The 22,481-nt window shown below is 43.8% G+C and carries 20 protein-coding genes; 10 read left to right on the top strand and 10 right to left on the bottom strand.

Annotation, left to right across the window (positions count from 1 at the left end; genetic code table 11):
- Positions 1-45: 45 nt before the first annotated feature.
- Positions 46-396: a hypothetical protein gene (locus tag OFY17_RS14700; RefSeq protein WP_263531491.1), complete on the bottom strand. Its 351-nt coding sequence runs from the start codon at positions 394-396 to the stop codon at positions 46-48.
- Between the two features lie 204 nt (positions 397-600).
- Positions 601-2,061: a leucyl aminopeptidase gene (locus OFY17_RS14695; RefSeq protein WP_263531490.1), complete on the bottom strand. Its 1,461-nt coding sequence runs from the start codon at positions 2,059-2,061 to the stop codon at positions 601-603.
- A 136-nt stretch (positions 2,062-2,197) separates the two neighbouring features.
- On the opposite strand from OFY17_RS14695, the gene lptF reads away from it, so the two are divergent.
- Positions 2,198-3,313 (top strand): LPS export ABC transporter permease LptF, encoded by a 1,116-nt coding sequence (gene lptF, locus OFY17_RS14690; RefSeq protein ID WP_263531489.1) that lies wholly within the window; start codon positions 2,198-2,200, stop codon positions 3,311-3,313.
- A gap of 3 nt (positions 3,314-3,316) precedes the next feature.
- Positions 3,317-4,381 carry an LPS export ABC transporter permease LptG gene (gene lptG / locus OFY17_RS14685; RefSeq protein ID WP_263531488.1) on the top strand — a complete coding sequence of 355 codons (1,065 nt, stop codon included), beginning with the start codon at positions 3,317-3,319 and terminating at the stop codon, positions 4,379-4,381.
- 61 nt (positions 4,382-4,442) lie between these two features.
- Here lptG and OFY17_RS14680 read toward each other — a convergent pair whose 3' ends face one another.
- Positions 4,443-5,612 carry an aminotransferase class I/II-fold pyridoxal phosphate-dependent enzyme gene (locus tag OFY17_RS14680; protein WP_263531487.1) on the bottom strand — a complete coding sequence of 390 codons (1,170 nt, stop codon included), beginning with the start codon at positions 5,610-5,612 and terminating at the stop codon, positions 4,443-4,445.
- A 160-nt stretch (positions 5,613-5,772) separates the two neighbouring features.
- Here OFY17_RS14680 and dksA point away from each other — a divergent pair, with 160 nt between their 5' ends.
- The 8 genes from dksA (at position 5,773) to pgi (ending at position 14,413) form a co-directional block, all read left to right on the top strand.
- A complete protein-coding gene (gene dksA / locus OFY17_RS14675; RefSeq protein WP_263531486.1) occupies positions 5,773-6,207 on the top strand; it encodes an RNA polymerase-binding protein DksA in 435 nt (144 codons plus the stop codon).
- 3 nt (positions 6,208-6,210) lie between these two features.
- On the top strand, positions 6,211-7,092 hold the full coding sequence (gene gluQRS / locus OFY17_RS14670; RefSeq protein ID WP_263531485.1) for a tRNA glutamyl-Q(34) synthetase GluQRS: 882 nt from the start codon (positions 6,211-6,213) through the stop codon (positions 7,090-7,092).
- A gap of 76 nt (positions 7,093-7,168) precedes the next feature.
- Entirely contained in the window at positions 7,169-8,551 is a 1,383-nt protein-coding gene (locus tag OFY17_RS14665; RefSeq protein WP_263531484.1) for a sigma-54-dependent transcriptional regulator, read from the top strand.
- A 570-nt stretch (positions 8,552-9,121) separates the two neighbouring features.
- Complete coding sequence (gene pcnB / locus OFY17_RS14660; RefSeq protein ID WP_263531483.1) at positions 9,122-10,558, top strand: polynucleotide adenylyltransferase PcnB; 1,437 nt, start codon at positions 9,122-9,124, stop codon at positions 10,556-10,558.
- 12 nt (positions 10,559-10,570) lie between these two features.
- Complete coding sequence (gene folK / locus OFY17_RS14655) at positions 10,571-11,056, top strand: 2-amino-4-hydroxy-6-hydroxymethyldihydropteridine diphosphokinase (protein ID WP_407659454.1); 486 nt, start codon at positions 10,571-10,573, stop codon at positions 11,054-11,056.
- A gap of 3 nt (positions 11,057-11,059) precedes the next feature.
- Complete coding sequence (gene panB, locus OFY17_RS14650; protein WP_263531482.1) at positions 11,060-11,884, top strand: 3-methyl-2-oxobutanoate hydroxymethyltransferase; 825 nt, start codon at positions 11,060-11,062, stop codon at positions 11,882-11,884.
- Positions 11,885-12,736, top strand: coding sequence for a pantoate--beta-alanine ligase (gene panC / locus OFY17_RS14645; protein WP_263531481.1), 852 nt, complete (start codon positions 11,885-11,887; stop codon positions 12,734-12,736).
- A gap of 30 nt (positions 12,737-12,766) precedes the next feature.
- The gene (gene pgi, locus OFY17_RS14640; protein ID WP_263531480.1) at positions 12,767-14,413 is read left to right on the top strand and encodes a glucose-6-phosphate isomerase; all 1,647 of its coding nucleotides are present in this window, start codon (positions 12,767-12,769) and stop codon (positions 14,411-14,413) included.
- A 90-nt stretch (positions 14,414-14,503) separates the two neighbouring features.
- Here pgi and OFY17_RS14635 read toward each other — a convergent pair whose 3' ends face one another.
- The 7 genes from OFY17_RS14635 to OFY17_RS14605 all read right to left on the bottom strand — a co-directional run bounded on the left by OFY17_RS14635 (position 14,504) and on the right by OFY17_RS14605 (position 22,477).
- The gene (locus OFY17_RS14635; protein WP_263531479.1) at positions 14,504-15,049 is read right to left on the bottom strand and encodes a hypothetical protein; all 546 of its coding nucleotides are present in this window, start codon (positions 15,047-15,049) and stop codon (positions 14,504-14,506) included.
- Between the two features lie 17 nt (positions 15,050-15,066).
- Positions 15,067-16,254, bottom strand: a complete 1,188-nt coding sequence (locus tag OFY17_RS14630; protein WP_263531478.1) for a DUF3500 domain-containing protein — start codon at positions 16,252-16,254, stop codon at positions 15,067-15,069.
- A 124-nt stretch (positions 16,255-16,378) separates the two neighbouring features.
- A complete protein-coding gene (locus tag OFY17_RS14625; protein ID WP_263531477.1) occupies positions 16,379-16,708 on the bottom strand; it encodes a zinc ribbon domain-containing protein YjdM in 330 nt (109 codons plus the stop codon).
- A 96-nt stretch (positions 16,709-16,804) separates the two neighbouring features.
- Positions 16,805-17,281 carry a transcription elongation factor GreA gene (greA, locus tag OFY17_RS14620; RefSeq protein WP_263531476.1) on the bottom strand — a complete coding sequence of 159 codons (477 nt, stop codon included), beginning with the start codon at positions 17,279-17,281 and terminating at the stop codon, positions 16,805-16,807.
- Positions 17,281-20,496, bottom strand: a complete 3,216-nt coding sequence (carB, locus tag OFY17_RS14615; protein ID WP_263531475.1) for a carbamoyl-phosphate synthase large subunit — start codon at positions 20,494-20,496, stop codon at positions 17,281-17,283. The genes greA and carB overlap by 1 nt, the downstream gene beginning before the upstream one ends.
- Before the next feature lie 33 nt (positions 20,497-20,529).
- The gene (gene carA, locus OFY17_RS14610; RefSeq protein ID WP_263531474.1) at positions 20,530-21,660 is read right to left on the bottom strand and encodes a glutamine-hydrolyzing carbamoyl-phosphate synthase small subunit; all 1,131 of its coding nucleotides are present in this window, start codon (positions 21,658-21,660) and stop codon (positions 20,530-20,532) included.
- A gap of 265 nt (positions 21,661-21,925) precedes the next feature.
- Positions 21,926-22,477: a DJ-1 family glyoxalase III gene (locus OFY17_RS14605; RefSeq protein WP_263531473.1), complete on the bottom strand. Its 552-nt coding sequence runs from the start codon at positions 22,475-22,477 to the stop codon at positions 21,926-21,928.
- Positions 22,478-22,481 lie beyond the last annotated feature (4 nt).

The following is a 22,481-nucleotide window of genomic DNA, read 5'->3' as shown; positions in this document are numbered from 1 at the left end:
GAGGTGATTAATGCAATCTACCGAGAAGGTAAATGAAGTATTTATCTAGTTTCGTTTTTCTAAAACAGTGATCACTTCAGCCACCAGCTCTGGCAAGCGACGCTCAAGCACTTCTGAAATAGCAGCCGCTATTTTTTCCTGAGCCTTCACGTCCTGCTGCTGGGCTTCCTGAGATACAACTTCTTGTGCAGTATCCACAGAATCAGTTTCTGGCGCAGCGCTCAGCCCAACCTCAACAGATTGCGTCATATAGACTTCTTGACTCACTCCTGCCTCTATTTTCTCAGACACAACATCCATAAGAATTGGGATATCATCCTGATTACGCAAAGCAGAAATAAGAACCTCTTCATCAGGTTCTACAGCATCGTCATGTTGGGTAGTAAGATCGGACATAAATAACCATTTAGCAAAAAAGTTCAGGGATAAAAGTCCACTTTCGCACTGAAAAAAGTAAAAGTCTAGCCTCTCGACAAAGAGCCAACCCACTCAACCACCTGACCAAAAAACTAAGCTATTGACTCCTTTAACCTTTTCATAAAAAAAGCAGCGATGAATACCATCGCTGCTTTTAAAAAAATAAATCAGCTATTTTAAAGTTTAAGCTTTATCTAGCAAGTAACGCGTCAGTAAGGCAACAGGTCGACCACTCGCTCCTTTTTGCGCACCACCAGCCCAAGCAGTACCAGCAATATCTAGATGCGCCCAAGGGTAAGACTCAGTAAAGCGAGATAAGAAACAAGCTGCCGTAACCGAGCCTGCTTCAGGCCCACCTATGTTACCAATATCAGCAAAGTTACTATCTAATTGCTTTTGGTACTCTTCATCTAAAGGCATTTGCCAAAGCTTATCTGCAGAGATTTTACTCGCCGCTTTCAACTCTTCTGCCAAGCCATCATTATTGGCATACATTCCAGAGTTCACGCTTCCCAAAGCCACAATACAAGCGCCAGTCAATGTCGCAATATCAACAACAGACTTAGGTTCAAAACGTTCAATGTAAGTTAATGCATCACAAAGCACTAAACGACCTTCAGCATCAGTATTCAGCACTTCTACTGTTTTACCTGACATGGTTTTCACAATATCACCCGGCTTAGTCGCGTGACCACTTGGCATATTCTCAGCCGCTGCGATCACAGCCGTAAAGTTAAGCTTAGGCTTCAATTCACAAATGGCTTTCATGGTGCCGAATACGCTAGCCGCACCACACATGTCATATTTCATCTCATCCATTTTGGCGCCAGGCTTCAAAGAAATACCACCTGTATCGAAAGTAATACCCTTACCCAGTAGAACGTGAGGGGCTTCATTTTCTTCACCGCCACGGTAGTGCATCACAATTAAATAACTTGGCTGATCACTGCCATGACCGACAGACAACAGGCAGTGCATGCCCAATTCATCCATACGACTTTCATCGAGCAACTCCACATCAATCGAGTATTCTTCTGCTAAATGTTGAGCTTTCGATGCTAAGTAGCTTGGCGTACACACATTGCCCGGTAAATTACCAAGCTGTCGAGCAAAGGCCGACCCACTTGCTGTCGCCACACCAACCGCTAACGCTGCGCTGTCATCGCCTTCCAGCAAAATGGACTCTACTTTGATCGCTTTTTCAGCATCATCGCTCTTAAAACCAAGGAACTGATAGAAACCTTCATTCAACCATTGCGCAACCAAGGTAATAGCTTCTGACGATGTATGCCCTTTCATAGGTAAAGCGGCACTTGCTACGGCAACCTTTGCATAAGGCAAGGTTTTGAGCTGTGCTGAAATCGCCGCTACTACCTTGCGCGATTGCATATCACTTAATTCTTTATCTTTGCCGATACCAACCAACAACACAGCTTGGGCAAAATCGGGAGACACACTTGGTAATAATAAGGTTTGAGCAACACCACCAGAAAAAACACTCGTTTCACGTAATTGAGAAATTTGCCCATTGGCATTTTCATCAATCCAAGAAGTCGATTCAGGAAGATCACCTTCACTTGGAACAAAAGCCACAAGCAAGTCAGCCTGCACCGCAGAGAAACGATCAAATAATGCCATATTCATGAAAAAAACCCTCAAATAAGTAACTTATTAAAAAAAACTGGATAATGTCCTTCTTACCGCGAGATAATGGGGGCGTTAAGACGTGTAATCAACTCTACACAATGAAAAGAAAAACGCTAGCAGCATTCATCCAGAGGTGGCTTTGAGACTATTCAGATATTTAGCGAAAGAAGTACTGGTGTCAACAGCAGGCGTCACACTCATTCTACTACTTGTTATCCTTAGCGGCCGTTTCTCTTCTTATCTTGGGCGCATTGCGGAGGGTAAGATGACATTTGAGTTCTTATTCGCCATTTTGGGCTACCACATACCTAGCTTTATCCAGATGATTCTACCTCTGGCCTTTTTTCTATCTTTATTACTAACATTTGGTCGCTTATACATTGAAAACGAGATGTCGGTACTCTTCTCCAGCGGTATTAGCAAAGCCAAATTAGCAATCTATACACTAGGGATTGCAGGTTTAATGTCTATGGCAAGTGCAGGCATTAGCTTTTGGTTAGCGCCAAGTAGTGAATATCGCGCGGCAGAAGCAGCGCAAGAGCAAAGCCAGCTCTCTATTTTTGATTTACTTTTACCCGGTCGCTTCGAAGGAAGGGGCCAAAAAACCACCTATATAGAAAGCTTCACTCCAGATGAAGGCTGGATGAATCAAATTTTCCTATCTGACATAACAGAAAAACAAGGCAAGCAAATACCAATACAGACATTAGCAGCCTACGCGGAGCAAATCCGCATTCCATCTCAGAACAACGATAACTACTTAGTATTTAAAAATGGCAACCGCTATGAAGGCATCCCTGGCACTGCAGAATATCGAGTGACAGAGTTTGATACCTATGCAGTTCGCATGGAGAGCAAACAAGCCAAAGCTATTAATGAGCCATACACAAAAAGCTCTTGGCAACTATTCAACAGCAACCACCTTCTCGATCAAGTAGAACTGCAATGGCGCACATCCCTTGTCATTATGATCCCTATCTTAGCCATCATTGGCCTATCATTAAGTCAGGTAAACCCTAGACAAGGTCGTTTCTTCAAGATGATTCCCGCCATTTTATTGATGATTTTCTACATAGCCCTTCTTATTTGGGGAAGGACAGCGCTCGAGAAAGGGCGAGTCCCTATTGAACTTGGCTTATGGTGGATACACGGTGTCTTTATATTAATTGCAGCTATATTGTTCGCCCAATACAACCAAGTCTTCGACCGGCATAAAGCCAAACTACCTCTCGTCGAGGCAAGCGAATAAAACATGATTAAAAAAATTGATTCTTACATTGCCACCAGCGTTTTATGGGCTTTCTTGATCGTTGCCTTAGTACTACTTGGGCTGGATTTCGCACTCACCTTCATCGAACAAATTAAAAAGGTAAACGATAACTACACTATACAATCCCTGCTTCAAGTCATTGTTTACCGCTTACCGGGGAAACTCGCTGAATACATACCCATAGCTTCATTAATTGGCACCCTTATGGGACTCGGCACCCTAGCCGCCACCTCAGAGCTCACCGTCATGCGTGCTGCTGGCATGCCCATATGGCGTATAGGCATGGCTGCATGCCAACCCATTCTGATCGTTTCCTTGCTTGGCATGGGCATTTCTGAATTTGTTGCCCCTATTACTGAGCAAAAAGCTAACCTAATTGAAAAAATGCGCAACCAAAAAAGTGGCACCTTCTCTGTTACTGGTGGCTTATGGCTAAAAGTAGACAATAATTTTGTTTACATTGATGCCGCAGACAGTTCAGGAAAGCTCTATGGCATAAAGATTTTTTCACCTAACGAGCAGAAGCTAAACAAGATTCAAGCAGCAACAAGCGCTGAGCACATTAAAGACTCCACATGGCAGCTAAATAGCGTAAGTGAAACTATCTTTTTACCTGACAGGGTGGAAACGACACAACGAGAGAAAGGCGAGTGGAATGTAAGTATCAAACCCGAGCACCTTTTCCTTGCGGCTCAAGAACCCGAAACACTTTCGCTAAGCCAACTGCTCAGTTATCAAAATTACCTGAGTCAGCAAAAGCTTGACGCATCTAAGTACCAACTAGAATTTTGGATTACGGTACTGCGACCAATTGCCTCCTTGGCCCTAGTGCTAGTCGCACTGTCTAGTGTATTCGGCCCCCTTAGATCTTCCACCATGGGTGGCCGAATTTTCTCTGGAGTGCTAATAGGACTGGCTTTTCAAAACGCCCTTAATTTATTTGGCAGAATGAGTGTTGCAATTAGCTTCCCACCTGTAGTGGGTGTCAGTATTCCTATCATTATTTGTCTATTAGCCGGCATTATTCTCATGAGACGACGAGGCTAAACTAGCCTCGTCGCTATCAACACAAAAAACTAAACAATAAACCGCAGAAAGACCTAATTGCTTATTTAGATGCGATGAAATGAGCGATTCTTCCCAAAGCCTCTCTCAACCTATCTTCATCACAAGTATAGGCAAAGCGCACATAACGATTGGCATCCTTCACACCAAAGTCAGCTCCCGGTGTCAGCGCTACCTTCTCCTTTTCCAGCAATGACAAACACCACGCCATGGCATCATTTGTCACACTAGATACGTCCACATAAACATAAAAGGCACCATGGGCAGGAGCCACTACTGGCAGACCTATATCAGACAAGCCTTCCAATAGGGTTACACGTCTTTTATTCAATGTTTGGCGACGTTCTTCACACTCAGCCAAAACATCTTCACTAAACGCTCTCACTGCCGCATGTTGAGAAACCGTTGGCGCCGAGATAAACAAATTCTGTGCAAGCTTTGTCGCTCCCCCTACCGCCCATTCAGGTACAACCAACCAACCTAAACGCCAGCCTGTCATAGCAAAGTATTTTGAGAAGCTGTTCACCACAAAAATATCATCACTAATGGATAAGGCGGAAAAATCTTCTCCTTCATACACAAGGCCTTGATAAATCTCATCAACCAATAGGTGACCGCCGAGTTGCTGAACCTTATCCCAAGCAGTCGTTATGTAGTCCCTGCTCAATACCGCTCCAGTTGGGTTAGAGGGTGAGGCTAACCACAAACCAGCCGTATTCTCTTGCCATACATCAGACAATCCATGTAGATCCATCTCAAAGCCATTAGTCGCTTCCGTTTCCACTAACTTAGCCTTTGCCCCAACTTGCACAAGAAAATGACGATTACAGGGGTAGCATGGATCCGGCATCACCACCTCTTCCCCCTCATTAACCATTAATGAAGACATAAGTAAAAGAGCGCCAGATGCACCTGGAGTTACGATAATGCGCTCAGGTGAAACAGTGGCACCGTAACGCGATTGATAATAACCACTGATCGCTGCTTTTAATTCTGGCAACCCGGTAGCAGAGGTGTAACCCGTGTGCCCTTGGTTTATTGCTCGTTCTCCTGCTAACCCAACTGCTTCGGGTGCGACAAAATCAGGCTCACCAATTTCAAGGTGAATAACATCTTCCCCTTGTGCAGCCAACTCTTTGGCTCTTGCCAAGACAGCCATCACTTGAAAAGGCATGATGTTTTCTACTCTTGTCGCTAATTTCCGTTTTCTCATTCGCTTTTATTTTCCTAATGAAGGTTTTCGCAATATTTTACGCAAAAAATCTGGTGAACTGTGCGATTATCTGGTAAGTTTCCGCCCGAAAATTAATCAATCAATCCAATTTTTTTACAGAACGCCTATTTAAAGGCACTCTGCGAAGTGAGGCAATGCAATGCCAAAAATGAACCCTGATTCATTAATGAAAGACTTCACTCCTTACGAAGCTAAGGAAGGCGAAGAATACATGAACGAGAACCAGCTTGAGCATTTCAGAAGCATTTTGCTTGGCTGGAAGCAAGAGCTCATGGAAGAAGTAGATCGTACCGTTCATCACCTTAAAGAAGAAGCAGTGAACTACGCAGACCCAAATGACCGTGCTAGCCAAGAAGAAGAATTCAGCTTAGAACTTCGTGCACGCGACCGTGAGCGTAAACTGGTTAAGAAGATTTCTCAGACTCTTGAGTTGATCGATAACGATGATTACGGCTACTGTGAAGAGTGTGGCATTGAGATAGGTATTCGCCGTCTAGAAGCCCGCCCTACAGCTTCTATGTGCATTGACTGCAAGACTCTAGCTGAAATCAAAGAGAGACAAGTCGGCGGTTAAATCTTGTCGCACTCATATCGTGGCCGTTTTGCTCCTTCGCCTACCGGTCCTCTCCACTTTGGCTCGCTAGTCTGCGCACTAGCGAGTTATCTGGATGCCAAAAAGCACAAAGGCACTTGGCTAATCCGCATCGAAGATGTCGATCAGACCCGATGCAAACCGCTTTTCACAGAGCAAATCATTGCCACGCTACACAGCTACCTACTGTTTTCGGATGAAGAAATACTCACCCAGTACTCACGCTCACCTATCTATGAATCTTTCCTATCAGAACTGAAAGACAAAAACGTACTCTTCCCTTGTAACTGTACTCGTCAGCAACTTAGTCAATTTCAAGGGCTTCACCCAAAGCCATGTGACAGCACACAACAGAAGCCCCACTCTTGGCGACTAGAGGCTAGTCACGCAATTTATCAAATTGAAGACCCTATTCAAGGTACATTGATATTTAAGGGTGACTTAAAAAACAACAGTACCGTATTAAAAAGAAAAGATGATTTTTTCTCTTACCAACTTGCCGTTGTTGTCGACGATCACCTACAAGAGATCACCCACCTAGTTCGAGGTGCAGATTTAATAGAAACCACTGCACAACAACTGCATCTATACCATCTACTCAACTGGACTCCACCTCACATCACCCACATTCCTCTTATCACCAATAGCAAAGGCGATAAAATCAGCAAACAAAATCATGCCAAAGCAGTGAAAAATGGCGACCTAGCCACTTTAATTCGCGCATTGCATTATCTAGGTATAGATATCAGCTCCGCCACTACTATTTCAGACGCACTAGAAGATGCCATAGAGAAGTGGAACCCAGCCATATTAAAAGGCATTAGACACCTCACCCTAGAAGAGCAGGACAGCGACTTTATCGAGTAACTCGTCTGATTTTCATTTATTCGACCAAACCATCATCTTGTGTATAATCGTTACAACAGTTACAAGAGGTGACAAAATGCATCACATAACACTTATCTGCCCAGACCACTCTCTACTTAAAGAGTCGGAGAAATGGCTTTCTAAATACGGCTTTCAAGTCAGCAGTCACTTTTCAATAGAACAAGCCAAAAAGCATCACAAGCGAGTCGAGTCACATTTGTTTCTCATCGACTACGAAGTCATTCGTCAGCTTGATGACTTTACAAAATACGCCGAAGACATTCCTCACCACATAGTCCTAGACGAAAAAGCAAGTTTGAGTGTGGGCGTGAGCGCCATGGCTCAAGGCGCCTCATATTACCTTCCATTACCAACCAACACAGAGACTCTGCTAAAGCATGTCGTTAATACTCTTGAGCAAAATGACGTAGCCGCCTTAGCGCCACAGAACACAGAAAGGAAATCTGTAGAGCCATCGGTTAATGAAGCCCTGCCTTTAGGAACACCAGGGAGCGGCATTATTGGACAATGCCCATTAATGCAAGACTTGTTTAGCGACATGAGAAAAATTGCCAGAACCAATGCCACCGTATTAATCCGTGGCGAATCAGGCACAGGTAAAGAACTCATAGCCAAAGCCCTCCACCATTTAAGTCAGCGACACAACAATCCTGTAGTAAGTGTTAACTGCGCTGCTATCCCTGAAAACCTAATAGAGTCAGAATTATTCGGGCACGAAAAAGGCGCATTTACAGGTGCCACCACTACTCACGAAGGCTTAATACAGACAGCAGATAAAGGCACCCTATTTTTAGACGAAATAGGCGAACTCCCCATTGAGGCGCAAGCTCGATTATTGCGTGTACTGCAGGAAGGCGAAGTAAGGAAAGTGGGTGCAACCACCACTCAAAAAGTCGATATACGCATTGTGACAGCGACCCACAGAGACCTCATGGGCATGGTTGAAGAAGGCTTATTTCGAGAGGATTTATATTACCGACTTTACGTTATGGAGCTTTTATTACCTCCTTTAAGAGAAAGAGGTGAAGACATTTCACTACTAGCCAAAAACCTAGTAGAAAAAACCTGCTTAAAGCACAACATCCCTCCTTATCATTACAGCAAAGCCTTTGATAAGGCTATTCATCAACATAGCTGGCCAGGTAATGTACGAGAACTAGAAAACGCCATAGAGAGAGCAGTCATCCTAAGCCCCCCAGAAAAACTTGAAGCCGCAAATTTAAAACTTGCCCACCAAGAACGCCACACTAAGAAAAACAACTCAAATCCCATAGAGCAGAGCCTGCCAACTTCAGGAACTACACTGGATGACTACCTAAAACACTTCGTTTTAACGCACCAAGACGAATTCACTGAGACCCAAATCGCACATTCTTTGGGCATATCAAGAAAAAGTCTCTGGGAGAGGCGACAAAAACTCAACATACCAAAAAAGTAACAGAAAAAAAGTAACACCTGATACCAAAATACCCAATAAAAATCATCAAAATAACAACCTACACTGCCACAAAAAACATAAAAACCAATAAAAACATATAGTTATATTTTTTGGCACAACAAATGCCTTATACATGGCACAACGATAATAAGATTGACCAAGAATAAGAATAAGTTAGTCGTCGTATGTAAAGTTCTTAACAATAAAAATAAAACCATAAGAACACCGTGACCTCTTCAAATAAAAATAAAAATTTGAGGTCATGGATGGAAAATCGCTTTGGATAATTGATTTTTTTAGATATACCAGCCCTTGTGGCAATGAAAACAATGCAAAAATAAAAATAAATTTGAGTAGAACTGCTGAAGCAGCACCCACTTTGTTTTCGGAACTAGTATCTTCATGTATCCAAAGCGATTATTTTATTTTCTCTATTTTTTTGAAAATAGACCAATCTTTTTCTCAGTTTTACCACCCTCAATTTTCAGTCAAATTAAGCCTTAATTCGTGTAACTTATCGCTTTCACGTGTAGAATGCGTCTTTCGTTAACTTAAAGAAATAGTTGTATAATGCTGACAGGATTCAAATCTCTGGTACGTAAAGCCTCTTCAATTTTTAGCTCCGATAAAGAGCAGGCTTACCCAATTATCATACCTCGCAACAATCATAGCTTATCTAGAAAAAGTCTAAGCCCTAATGCGGTAAAAGTTCTCTATAGACTTAACAAAGCAGGATTTGAAGCACACCTTGTTGGCGGTTGCATTCGCGACCACCTTATAGGTATGGAACCTAAAGATTTTGATATCGTAACAAACGCAACACCAGAGGAAGTTCACAAAACTTTTTCAAACTCTCGCCTAATCGGTAGACGTTTTCGCTTAGTCCATGTCACCTTTGGCCGAGAGATCATCGAAGTATCAACCTTTCGCGCTAGCAGTAAACAAGATGATGAAAGTGCTACCGCCAACACTTCTTTAAAAGGCAAAGATTCCGCTCGATCAGCCCATGGTATCGTATTGCGAGATAACGTCTATGGCAGCATAGAAGAAGATGCAGAACGACGAGATTTTACTTTCAACGCCCTTTATTACAACGTCAAAGACTTTAGTATCCATGACTATTGTGGTGGCCTAAAAGATATTGAAGATAAAAAGATACGCATCATAGGCAACCCTAGAGAGCGTTACCAAGAAGACCCTGTTCGTATGCTGCGAGCTATTCGTTTTGCTGGCAAACTTGGCTTTGACATAGAAGAAGAAACAGCAGCCCCCATTAAAGAAATGGCTCACCTACTAGATCATATCCCGCCAGCTCGACTCTTCGAAGAAGTATTAAAATTACTTGGCAGCGGCAATGGTGTAGAGACTTTTGCACTGCTTAGACAATATGGCCTATTCCGTTACTTATTTCCTGATACAGATGCACTTTTAAACAGTGGCTGGAAACGCTCAGACATCAACCCTGAAGGCTTTATCTTACAAGGCTTGAAAAACACTGATGATCGTATCCAAAGCGGAAAAACAACCGCCCCTTACTTTCTCTATGCAATTCTTTTATGGCCTAGCGTCACTTTGCGCCATGAAGAATTCCAAGCTCAAGGTATTCCTGTCACTCCGGCCCTACATCAAGCAGCAAGTATGGTATTAGACAATCAGGTCGCTTCCACTGCGATCCCTCGTCGCTTCTCTACGCCAATGCGCGAGATTTGGGATATGCAGCTTAGACTGCCAAAACGCTATGGCAAGCGTGCGCTGCAATTACTTGAACACCCAAGATTCCGAGCTGGCTTCGACTTTTTGCTAATAAGAGAACTCAGCGGCACACAGCTTGATGGATTAGGTAAATGGTGGGAAGCCTTTCAGTTTGGAAACGAAGCTGAGCAGAGAGAACTCATTCGTAGCATCGACTCTCGATCTGACTCCAGTAAGAGCGGCCCTAAAAAACGTCGCCCTCGTCGTAGAAAAAGTAACAATAAGAACACAGTTTCCAGTCAGGTAACTGAGTAAAATAGGTTTCCTGTGATTCAAGTTTATATTGGTCTAGGCAGTAATCTTGTCAATCCAATTGCTCAAATTGATAAAGCAATTGATACACTTCAACACCACCAGCACGTAAACCACTTGCTGGTGTCGAAAATATACGGCAGTAAACCTGTCGGCCCTCAAGATCAACCAGATTACGTAAATGCTGTTGCTTGCTTTCAAACATCACTTAAACCTATTGAATTACTTGATGAACTTCAGGCGATTGAACAAGCGCATAGCCGTATTCGTGAACGTCACTGGGGGCCTCGCACATTGGATCTCGATCTCTTACTCTACGGACAAGAGACCATTAGCTCACCTAGACTTACGGTGCCACACTCTTTCATGCTAGAAAGAGGCTTTGTAATGAAGCCGCTTAATGACATAGCTCCTGATATACTGTTATCCAACGGCAATACGGTGAGCAAGCAATTAACACTTTTAGACACCAGCGACTTGGTCTTTATCAAAGAAAGGTAAATTATGTATTCCGATAACTCCCAAAGAAAACTTACCAAGCCGGTCACTTTATCCACTCTCAAACAAATGAAACTGGATAAAGATAAAATCACCATGCTAACTAGCTACGACGCCTCTTTTACAAATGTGATGAACGTGGCTGGCGTTGAGTGTATTTTGGTAGGCGATTCTTTAGGTATGGTCATTCAAGGCCAAGACAGCACCCTTCCAGTCACAATAGAAGATATGTGTTATCACACAGCTGCCGTTAAGCGCGGCAATACGAATGCCTTTATTATTAGCGATATGTCTTTTATGAGCTTTAGTAAGCCCGAGCAAGCGCTAGATAACGCCGCAAAATTAATGCAAGCTGGCGCAAGCATGGTCAAATTAGAAGGTGGCAGCTGGTTAGCCGATACCATTAAACTATTAAGCCAACGTGGTATTCCTGTTTGCGCACACCTAGGTCTAACACCTCAATCCGTACATAAATTCGGTGGTTATCGAGTACAAGGTAAAAGCCAAGAAGCCGCTGACCTTTTAATGGAAGAATCCTTAGAACTTGTTGCAGCGGGTGCCGATATACTGCTCTATGAGTGCATCCCAACAGAGCTTGGCAAAAAACTCAGTGAAGCCGTTCCAGTACCGACAATTGGCATTGGCGCTGGTCCACATACTGACGGGCAAGTACTTGTTTTACATGATATGCTCGGCATCAATTTAGGCCATATTCCTAAGTTCGTAAAAAACTTTTTAACGGATGGCCGCAACATTACACAAGCCTTTGAAGCTTATGTGGACGAAGTAAAAACATTAACCTTCCCAGGCAATGAACACGGATTTAAATAAATGCAAACCTTCCATACCGTCGCTGAGCTTCGCGCTGCCCTGAAAAAAGAACGCCTACAAGACAAAAGTATCGCTTTCGTCCCTACCATGGGCAACCTACATGATGGCCATATGTCCCTCATTCGTCGAGCAGTAAAAGAAAGCGAAGTGGTGGTATCTTCTATCTTCGTTAACCCCATGCAATTTTCTGCTAACGAAGATTTAGAGCGTTACCCTAAGACACTAGAAGAAGACAAAAAAGTCTTAGCAGAGAATGGCTGCCAATATCTGTTTGCACCTGACGCACTTGAAATGTATCCCGACGGCAAACGCAGCCAGACTCAAATTGAAGTTAGCGGCTTATCCGATATACTTTGTGGAGCCTCTCGCCCAGGACATTTTGTTGGCGTTGCAACAGTAGTGACAAAATTATTTAACATTGTTCAGCCAGACTGTGCGATATTTGGTAACAAGGATTTTCAACAGCTTAAAGTCATTGAAAATATGGTTCGTGACCTTAGTTCAAGCATTCATATCATAGGCGTAGATACTGCACGTAATGATGATGGGCTGGCCATGAGCTCACGCAATGGTTACCTAACCACAAAAGAAAGAGAAATAGCCCCAGCCATCTTCAAAACCATGGCATGGGCTAAAGAAGCATTACTAGAGAATCGTGCGAGTCACGAGGACATTCGTGAACAAGCTCAACAGAAGCTTGAAGCGGCTGGTTTCCGTCGTGATTATTTTGAAATACGCGCACAACATAATTTACAAACACCATCAGAGGAAGAGAGAAGCCTAGTCATCTTGGCTGCGGCATACTTGGGCAACGCACGTTTAATTGATAACTTGCGAATTGAACTTGCCTAATCCACTTTCAACAAATTAGGGAGTATTGTAATGGGTTCACCTACAGAACTAGCTGCTTGGCAGGCGTTAACAGAGCACCAGAAAGAAATGGCCTCTGTGGACATGAAATCACTGTTTGAAACTGATCCACAACGCGCTGAAAAACACACAGTACAAGCGGCCGGATGGACATTAGACTACGCAAAAAACCGCGCTAATGAAAAAACACTGTCATTGTTAACTAGCTTGGTTAAAGAAGCAGGCCTAGAAAATGCTATCCAAGGCATGTTTAGCGGAGAGCATATCAATAACACTGAAGACCGCTCTGTATTACACATTGCACTTCGTGCTAGCCAAGCACAAGAGTCACTTATGGTGGATGGCGTAAATGTACTGGAAGAAGTACGTGCCACTCTTAAGCAAATGGAAGCCTTCACCAAACAACTTCATAGTGGTGAATGGCGTGGCTACTCTGACAAGCGCATTACTGATGTTGTATCTATCGGTATTGGTGGCTCTTACCTAGGCCCTAAAGTGGTTGCAGAAGCACTAACACCATTCTCAAGAGAAGACATCAAAGTACACTTTGTTGCCAATATCGATGGTTCAGATATCTCAGGAAAGCTGAAGCAACTGAACCCTGAAACAACCTTATTTGTTGTTTCGTCTAAAACATTCGGCACATTAGAAACCCTATCCAATGCCAATGCAGCACGTGACTGGTTCCTATCAAATGGTGGCTCAGAAGAGACAATCAGCAAGCACTTTGCCGCTGTTAGTTCTAATGTAGAGAAAGCCGTTTCCTTTGGTATGGCTGCAGAAAATATCTTCCCTATGTGGGACTGGGTTGGCGGTCGCTACTCACTTTGGTCTGCTATTGGTCTGCCAGTTGCCATTGCAGTAGGTATGGATAAGTTTTATGAGTTGCTGGATGGCGCCTACCAAATGGATGAGCACTTCCGCACTGCACCATTTGAAAAGAACCTTCCTGTTATTATGGGAGCACTTGGCGTCTGGTACATCAACTTCCATAATGCGCAAACCCATGCACTTATTCCTTACGACCACTACCTACGTGCTATGCCTGCTCACATCCAGCAGCTAGACATGGAAAGTAACGGTAAAGCAAACCTGCTTGATGGTGACGGCGTCGCAACAGACACAGGACCAATCATTTGGGGCGGCGCTGGTACAAATGGTCAGCACGCTTACCATCAGTTATTGCATCAAGGCACACGCCTTGTACCTGTCGACTTTATCGCACCATTGAAGTCTCACAACCCAATTGGTGATCACCACCCTCAGTTGTTTGCTAACTGCCTGAGTCAGTCACAAGCATTGATGGTTGGTAAGAGCTTAGAGCAAGCCAAGCAGGAGTTACGTGATGCTGGAGCAAGTGACGAGCAAGTAGAATTGGTTGCCCCTCACAAGGTAATCAAGGGTAATCGTCCGAGCAACATGCTGCTAACAGAGCAAATGACGCCAGCCACTGTGGGTGCATTAATCGCACTGTATGAACACCGTACTTTTGTACAAGGTACTATCTGGGGTATCAACTCATTTGATCAATGGGGCGTGGAGCTTGGTAAAGTACTAGGCACTGATATATTCAACCGCCTAGTATCCGACAGCGACAACAGCGCTTTGGACTCTTCAACTCAAGCACTGATCGAAGCCTTCAAGAAAGCTCAGTCCTAAACAATTCGCTTTCTAGCATTGAACTAAAAACACCAGCCGAGGCTGGTGTTTTTGTTTTACGCTTAATATCAAAGCTTTGAGTTATTTAACTCACCTTTTCAATAAATGTTTTTGAACTTCACCATTCACTCGGCGGAAACCAAAGTAGGCAATTTTTCGGGCAGATTGATCTGAGTCGGACCAGTAAACATGCGCTCTGTGGTTACGCACCTCATGCATGATTACATCATAACTAAGCTCTAAAGAAGTCGCTGGAGTGATTATTTCTGATGGAAAAATGAGATTTAAAGCTACTAGCGTATAGTATCCTAGATGGTCATGATAAGCGTCTTTGAGAGAGGCGCTCTGGAGAGTAAAAGGTAATTCTTCATCATCCTCCCCAAGAGAAAGATGCTCTTCCACATACGCCTTAAGATCAGACAAGTACTCACCACTAATATCACTTCCTACGGGAAGCGCTTTCAAGCTTTCCAATTGTGGGGAAGCAATAGCCAAATCTTCTAATGGAAATGTAATAGCGAGCTCAAGACCTTTTTCGTGCTGAGAAAAGGTCAACACACTACCCGGTAGAGCATGGGCATAAAGCTTAGACATCCCACAAGAAAAAGCGAGCAGTAGAAAGACTGCGGCTCGCATTATAGACCTAGGCACGATTAAAGCTGACCGCCATAATCACTGGTGATATCACGCCAAACTGAGTGAGGGTGATTGCCCTTTTCATTGGTTGACTTGTTAGACTGAAGAGAGAACTCAATCCATAAGGATGGGCCATGGATACGCACATAATCGTCTTCACTGTCCATATCCGTTGTACCGGAAAAACCAAGCACTGTATCTGCTAACTCAGCCGTGTATCTGTCCATATAAACTTTCGCATCAGCATCATCGATATCGCCCACATAAGTCTGTACGGCAGCTAATAATAATGCCACTTGAGATTCATCCAACTCGGTTACACTTAGACCTTCCTGCTCCTCAGGGATAGCGTCATCGGCCTGAGGGCCAGCGAGAATATCGCGGTAAGTACCATCAAGGGTCGCAGCGCTTTTCTGAGTTTTAGAAAGCGAATTTAGCAATGCAGCAAACGCATCTCGCTCTTGCAACAATGGCACGTTCACTCGACCATTCATTTCAAATGATGGGAAAGGTTCAATACCACGGAAAGAAGGTGTGGCACCGGACAGTTGTCCATCCGTGTAAGTATTTGAGAAAGCGAAGTGATGGCCACCATAATAAAGCTGCCACGTACCTGTACTAGAAGGTGTTCCTAAAAAAGCGATCTTAGAGTTATAAGAAGAGTAGCCCGCTTTATAGTCCGTGCTTACAGTACCAATATAGTCGTCTGCATTTAGCGTTTGTACCATTTCATCAAAGCCTTCGTTTTCAGCAGAGCCTGCCGCTTCCTGCAAAATGGCCTTAACAATACCCAGTTGATCACTTGTTAACTCTCCCAAGAAGACACCCGGTCTAGAGGGAAAAGCCCCTGCTGGCAAATTACTCCAACTTTGCGCTTTCTCTACAGAGTAATCCAATTGAAGCAGTTCCAGCACTTCTGAAGATGCACTCGATTTAAGCAAATCTGTAAGGCAGACTAAACGAGAAAATCCAGCACCTGTTCCGCAGGCTTCTACTGATACAGGTACAACAACGGATCCCATAAGAATACTGGTATCGCCAAGGCGAGCCTGTATTTCTTCATTTTCTGGGCTTGGCGGTCTTCCGCCTGGGCCTCCAGGACCGCCATGCCCACCAGGGCCATTTTGAGGGGCACACCCTGTTAGAAATACCAAGATGGAACTAATTAACACACCTAACAGAACGGATATTTTCCCTTTCATCATCGACTCCGATTAATTATTGGGTATAAGAAGGTAAGACTTTCTATGTTATTTTTTGCACATTAACAAATGGGCACTATATCAACAATGAGACAGATCAAGCATAGCCAAATTCACCTAAAACTGACTAGGCTTTTTTCACAAACTTTGCGGTAACCAGCATTTCACCAGCGCCATCGAGCTTACAATCAAGTTGGTGATCTTTTTTATCGTGAATTCGTTTTACAGTTCCCTTTGTGCCAATTTTTAAAATCAAAGAACTGCCTTTTACTTTTAAATCTTTTGCCAAGGTAATTTTATCGCCCTCTGACAATAGGGTGCCATTGGCATCCTTAACCTTAATAGCCTCATCTTCTTCTAATGGGTCCCATTCATAAGCGCATTCAGGGCAAACTAAAAGATTTTGATCAGGATAAACATATTCCGACTGGCAGCTCGGACAGGGTGGATAAGACATAACAAACACCTATTTCTACAAAAATATACGCTTTATAAAGCCCATAAAAAAACCACCTAGTTCTCACTAGATGGTTTTTTATGAAGTGGCAAAAAATTAAATGTATTCTACTTTTTCTACTTCGTATGTTGCTTCACCACTTGGAATCTTAACGATGACTTCGTCACCCTCTTCCTTTCCTATGATGGCTTTAGCAATAGGAGAAGCGTAAGAGATTTTTTTCTCTTTCACATCTGCTTCATCATCGCCAACAATTTTATAAGTAACCGTACCTTCTGTATCAACATTGTATAAAGTTACCGTGGTACCAAAAATTACTTTTGACGATGCAGTCATTGCTTTCACATCAATCACTTGTGAGTCAGCTAGCTTACCTTCAATCTCTTTAATTCGACCTTCAGTAAAACCTTGCTCTTCACGAGCCGCGTGGTACTCAGCATTTTCTTTCAAGTCGCCATGTTCACGAGCAGTTGCGATATCCGCAATAACTCGTGGGCGAACTACAGATTTAAGGTGGTTTAACTCGTCTCTTAAACGCGCTTCACCTTCTACTGTCATTGGTACTTTTTTCATTATTTCCCCAAGTGTAAATCTTGTAGTCTACGAACTTTCGTCTCGCCTTTTAGGCTAATCGCCAAACTTGTCGCTTCTGCACCAGCCAAGGTAGTAGTGTAGCAAACCTTACGCTGCAATGCCGTACGACGAATCAAGGAAGAGTCCGCGATCGCTTGTGTGCCAGATGTCGTATTGATGATGTAATCAATTTCACCATTTTTCATCATATCAACAATGTGTGGACGACCTTCGTTCACTTTATTTACTTTGTTGATCGCAACACCGCGCTCATGCATGTACTTAACCGTACCTTCTGTACCAACAAGGTCAAAGCCGATGTCGATCAAGCGACGAGCAACATCTACTGCTGCCTCTTTATCCATATCACGCACACTGATGAAAGCACGACCTGATGTTGGTAGTTCAGTACCGCCACCTAATACCGCTTTACCAAAGGCTTCAGCAAAGGTATCACCAACACCCATCACTTCACCTGTAGATTTCATCTCAGGCCCAAGAATTGGGTCAACACCTTGGAACTTGTTGAACGGGAATACGGCTTCTTTAACACTGTAGTAAGAAGGAATAATTTCTTCTGTTAAGCCTAGCTCTGCTAATGTTTTACCCGCCATTACTAAGGCTGCAACTTGAGCCAAAGAGCGACCAATACATTTAGAAACGAATGGTACGGTACGTGATGCACGAGGGTTAACCTCAATCACGTAAATCTCGCCATCTTGAACCGCTAGCTGAGTATTCATCAAGCCAATAACACCTAATTCTAGTGCCATTCTCTTAATCATCTCACGGATCTTATCTTGCGTTTCTGCAGGCAAAGAATAAGGAGGCAAAGAACATGCTGAGTCACCTGAGTGAACACCGGCTTGTTCGATATGTTGCATAATGCCGCCAATCACCACTTCAGTACCGTCAGAAATACAGTCAATATCGATCTCGATTGCCGCATTCAAGAAGTGATCAAGCAATACAGGGCTGTCATTTGATACTTTAACCGCTGTCGACATATAACGATTCAATTCTTTCTCGTTATAAACGATTTCCATTGCACGGCCACCCAATACATAAGATGGGCGCACAACTAGTGGGTAGCCTATAGCAGCTGCTTTAATTGCCGCTTGCTCAGCACTACGAACTGTTGCGTTATGAGGCTGTTTGTAACCTAGGCGCTGGATCATGCTTTGGAAACGTTCACGGTCTTCCGCACGGTCAATCGCTTCAGGTGTTGTACCAATGATTGGCACACCTTCATTCTGCAAAGCGCGAGCAATTTTCAGTGGTGTTTGACCACCAAACTGAACAATAACGCCCTTAGGTTTTTCTGTACGAACGATCTCTAATACGTCTTCCAGTGTTACTGGCTCAAAGTACAAACGATCAGAAGTGTCATAATCGGTAGATACAGTTTCAGGGTTACAGTTAACCATGATGGTTTCGTAACCGTCTTCGCGTAGGCCTAATGCAGCGTGAACACAGCAGTAGTCAAACTCTATACCTTGACCGATACGGTTAGGACCACCGCCAAGAATAATCACTTTATCCTTGTCTGTTGGAGCCGCTTCACACTCTTCTTCATAAGTGGAATACATGTAAGCCGTGTTGGTAGCGAATTCCGCCGCACAAGTATCAACACGCTTGTAAACAGGGTGAACATTCACTAGGTAACGACGTTCACGCATGGACTTTTCAGTGACATTCAGCAAGCTAGCAAGACGAGTATCAGAGAAGCCTTTACGCTTCAATCGACGTAACACATCGTATGACATGTCCACTAAGCCTTTGCTCTCAAGAGCCGCTTCTTCTTTAATCAGATCTTCGATTTGTACTAGGAACCAGTGATCAACACCTGTTGCAGCGTACACTTCATCCACTGTCATACCAGAACGGAAGGCATCACCAATGTACCAAATACGGTCAGCACCAGGAGACTGAAGCTCGTAAGCCAATTTCTCTTTGCTGTTTTCTTCAGAGAAATCTAACTGAGGATTAAAACCATCAGCACCTACTTCTAAGCCACGTAATGCTTTTTGCAAAGACTCTTGGAAAGTACGGCCAATCGCCATTACTTCACCAACGGACTTCATTTGCGTTGTTAAACGATCGTTGGCAGTTGGGAATTTCTCGAACGTGAAGCGAGGGATCTTAGTAACAACATAGTCGATTGCAGGTTCAAAACTTGCTGGCGTTTGGCCACCAGTAATGTCATTTTGCAATTCATCTAGTGTGTAACCGATTGCTAGTTTCGCTGCGATCTTAGCAATTGGGAAACCCGTTGCTTTCGATGCCAAAGCAGAAGAACGAGATACACGAGGGTTCATCTCGATAACCACTAGACGGCCAGTTTTTGGATCCATACCGAACTGAACGTTAGAACCACCGGTTTCTACACCGATCTCACGCAATACCGCCAAAGAAGCGTTACGCATGATTTGATATTCTTTGTCTGTCAAAGTTTGCGCTGGCGCTACTGTGATGGAGTCACCTGTGTGAACACCCATAGCGTCAAAGTTTTCAATTGCACAAACAATGATACAGTTGTCTTTTTTGTCACGGACAACTTCCATCTCGTACTCTTTCCAACCGATTAGAGATTCATCGATTAGCAGTTCGTTAGTTGGAGATAAGTCCAAACCACGAGTACAGATTTCTTCGAACTCTTCCATGTTGTAAGCGATACCACCACCGGTACCACCCATAGTGAAAGAAGGTCGGATGATACATGGGAAGCCAACTTCACGTTGTACGCCTAGCGCTTCTTCCATGTTATGAGCAATACCAGCACGAGGACATTCAAGACCAATGGCTTTCATTGCTTCATCAAAACGATGACGATCTTCCGCTTTATCAATAGCGTCAGCGGTTGCACCAATCATCTCAACATCGAATTTTTCTAGAACCCCATGACGCTCTAGGTCAAGCGCACAGTTCAATGCGGTTTGACCACCCATTGTAGGTAGCACAGCATCTGGACGCTCTTTTTCGATGATCTTCTCAACCGTTTTCCATTCGATTGGCTCAATGTATGTTGCATCGGCCATCACAGGGTCTGTCATGATGGTAGCTGGGTTTGAGTTCACCAGAATAACGCGAAAGCCTTCTTCACGAAGCGCTTTACACGCTTGCGCACCCGAGTAGTCAAATTCACAAGCTTGACCAATAACAATAGGGCCCGCACCTAAAATTAAGACGCTTTTTATGTCAGTACGTTTTGGCATAATCTTTTCGTTCCGCTCCTATTTAGGGTTTGGTTAGGCTTTTGCAGCTTTAATGTTGTCAATAAACAAGTCGAACAAAGGCGCAACATCGTGCGGACCTGGGCTCGCTTCAGGGTGACCTTGGAAACTGAAGGCACTCTTATCTGTGCGCTTGATACCCTGCAAAGAGCCATCGAACAAAGATTTGTGTGTCATCACAAGGTTAGCTGGCAAGGTATCTTCATCTACTGCAAAACCGTGGTTCTGGCTGGTAATCATTACCGTGCCTTCTTCGGTAGCTTGTACAGGATGGTTGGCACCATGGTGACCAAATTTCATTTTCTTCGTTTTTGCACCAGAAGCCAAAGCAAGCAGTTGGTGACCTAAACAGATACCGAATACAGGAATCTCTGTTTCTAAGATTTCTTTAATCGCTTGAATTGCGTAATCACATGGTTCTGGGTCACCTGGACCATTTGATAAGAAAACGCCATCAGGGTTCATATCTAGTACTTCGCTTGCTGGGGTTTGCGCAGGCACTACCGTTAGACGGCAACCGCGTTCAACCAACATACGTAGGATGTTACGTTTCACACCGAAGTCGTATGCCACAACGTGGAATTCAGAACTTGTAGGAGTCGTATGACCTTTAACTAAATCCCAAGTGGACTCTGTCCACTCGTAAGTCGTATCAACAGTCACTTCTTTCGCAAGGTCCATACCTTTCAAACCGGGGAAAGCTTTCGCCGCTGCAACCGCTTTGGCTTCATCAATATCTTCGCCCGCCATGATGCAGCCAGCTTGCGCACCTTTTTCACGTAAAATACGTGTTAGCTTACGGGTATCGATATCCGCTATACCTACAACACCTTTGCGTTTTAAGTATGCATCCAAAGTTTCTTCTGAACGCCAGCTACTCGCGACCAAAGGAAGATCTCGGATAATCAATCCTTCACACCAGATTCTGGTAGATTCTTCATCTTCAGAATTAATACCAGTGTTGCCGATATGAGGGTAAGTTAGAGTGACCATTTGTCGAGCGTAGGAAGGGTCAGTAAGAATTTCTTGATAACCAGTCATCGAAGTATTGAATACTACTTCGGCTGTTGAGGAGCCATCTGCTCCGATCGACACCCCTTTAAAAATAGTGCCGTCTTCTAGAGCAAGAATCGCTGATGTTGCCAAAGGAACCTCCCATTTAGAGCCTGTCAGGTTGCAAAAAAGCGAGACAAACCTATGGTTTATCTCGCTTTTCAGAATATATGCTTTTGCCGCTTACCTAAAGCTTATCTTAAGATAGACAATCAATAGATCTAACGTCCAAAAAATCTGCCTAATTTTACTCGAGAAGGCCGTTTTCGTCCACCAAATTACAGACAAAACCGACAAAAAAAGGCAGAAAAACCGACACTTTAACTGACCTTTTGGTCAGCAATAATATATGGGCGATTTAGCACAACAAACCATCTGCCACTTCTTGCGCTACTTCATAACCTTTTAAGTTACCTAGGATAGATAATGCAAACACCATGGCGGAAGCTGGGCCCTGACCTGTCAAAATATTTCCATCCATCACCACAGGTTGATCCGCAATGTATTCCGCTCCTGTTAGACCAGATTCAAAACCGGGGTAACAGGTAGCTTGTTTATCCATTACAAAACCATGGGTACCAAACACCATAGCAGGTGATGCACAAATAGCTGCCAACAAAGCATCTTCTATATCGTGCTTTTCTAGCATATCCACCAGCAGTTTAGAGTCTCGTAGATGTTCTGCTCCGGGCATGCCACCGGGTAAAACAATGGCATCGTAGAGCGTATCTGACACTTCCTCTAACAATACGTCCGCAACAATATTAGATCCGCGCGCAGCGAGAATTTGTTTTTCCTGATGAACGCTTGCTACCGTGACATCTATATCGCCACGACGCAGTACATCAATAATAGTTACTGCCTCGATGTCTTCACTGCCATTGGCGATAGGTACTAATACTTTTGTCATCGTA

Origin of the sequence: Marinomonas sargassi, assembly GCF_025716875.1 — a bacterium.
GTDB lineage: Bacteria > Pseudomonadota > Gammaproteobacteria > Pseudomonadales > Marinomonadaceae > Marinomonas > Marinomonas sargassi.
The sequence above is the reverse complement of the archived record's forward strand: the minus strand, read 5'-3'. Positions and strand labels throughout refer to the sequence as shown.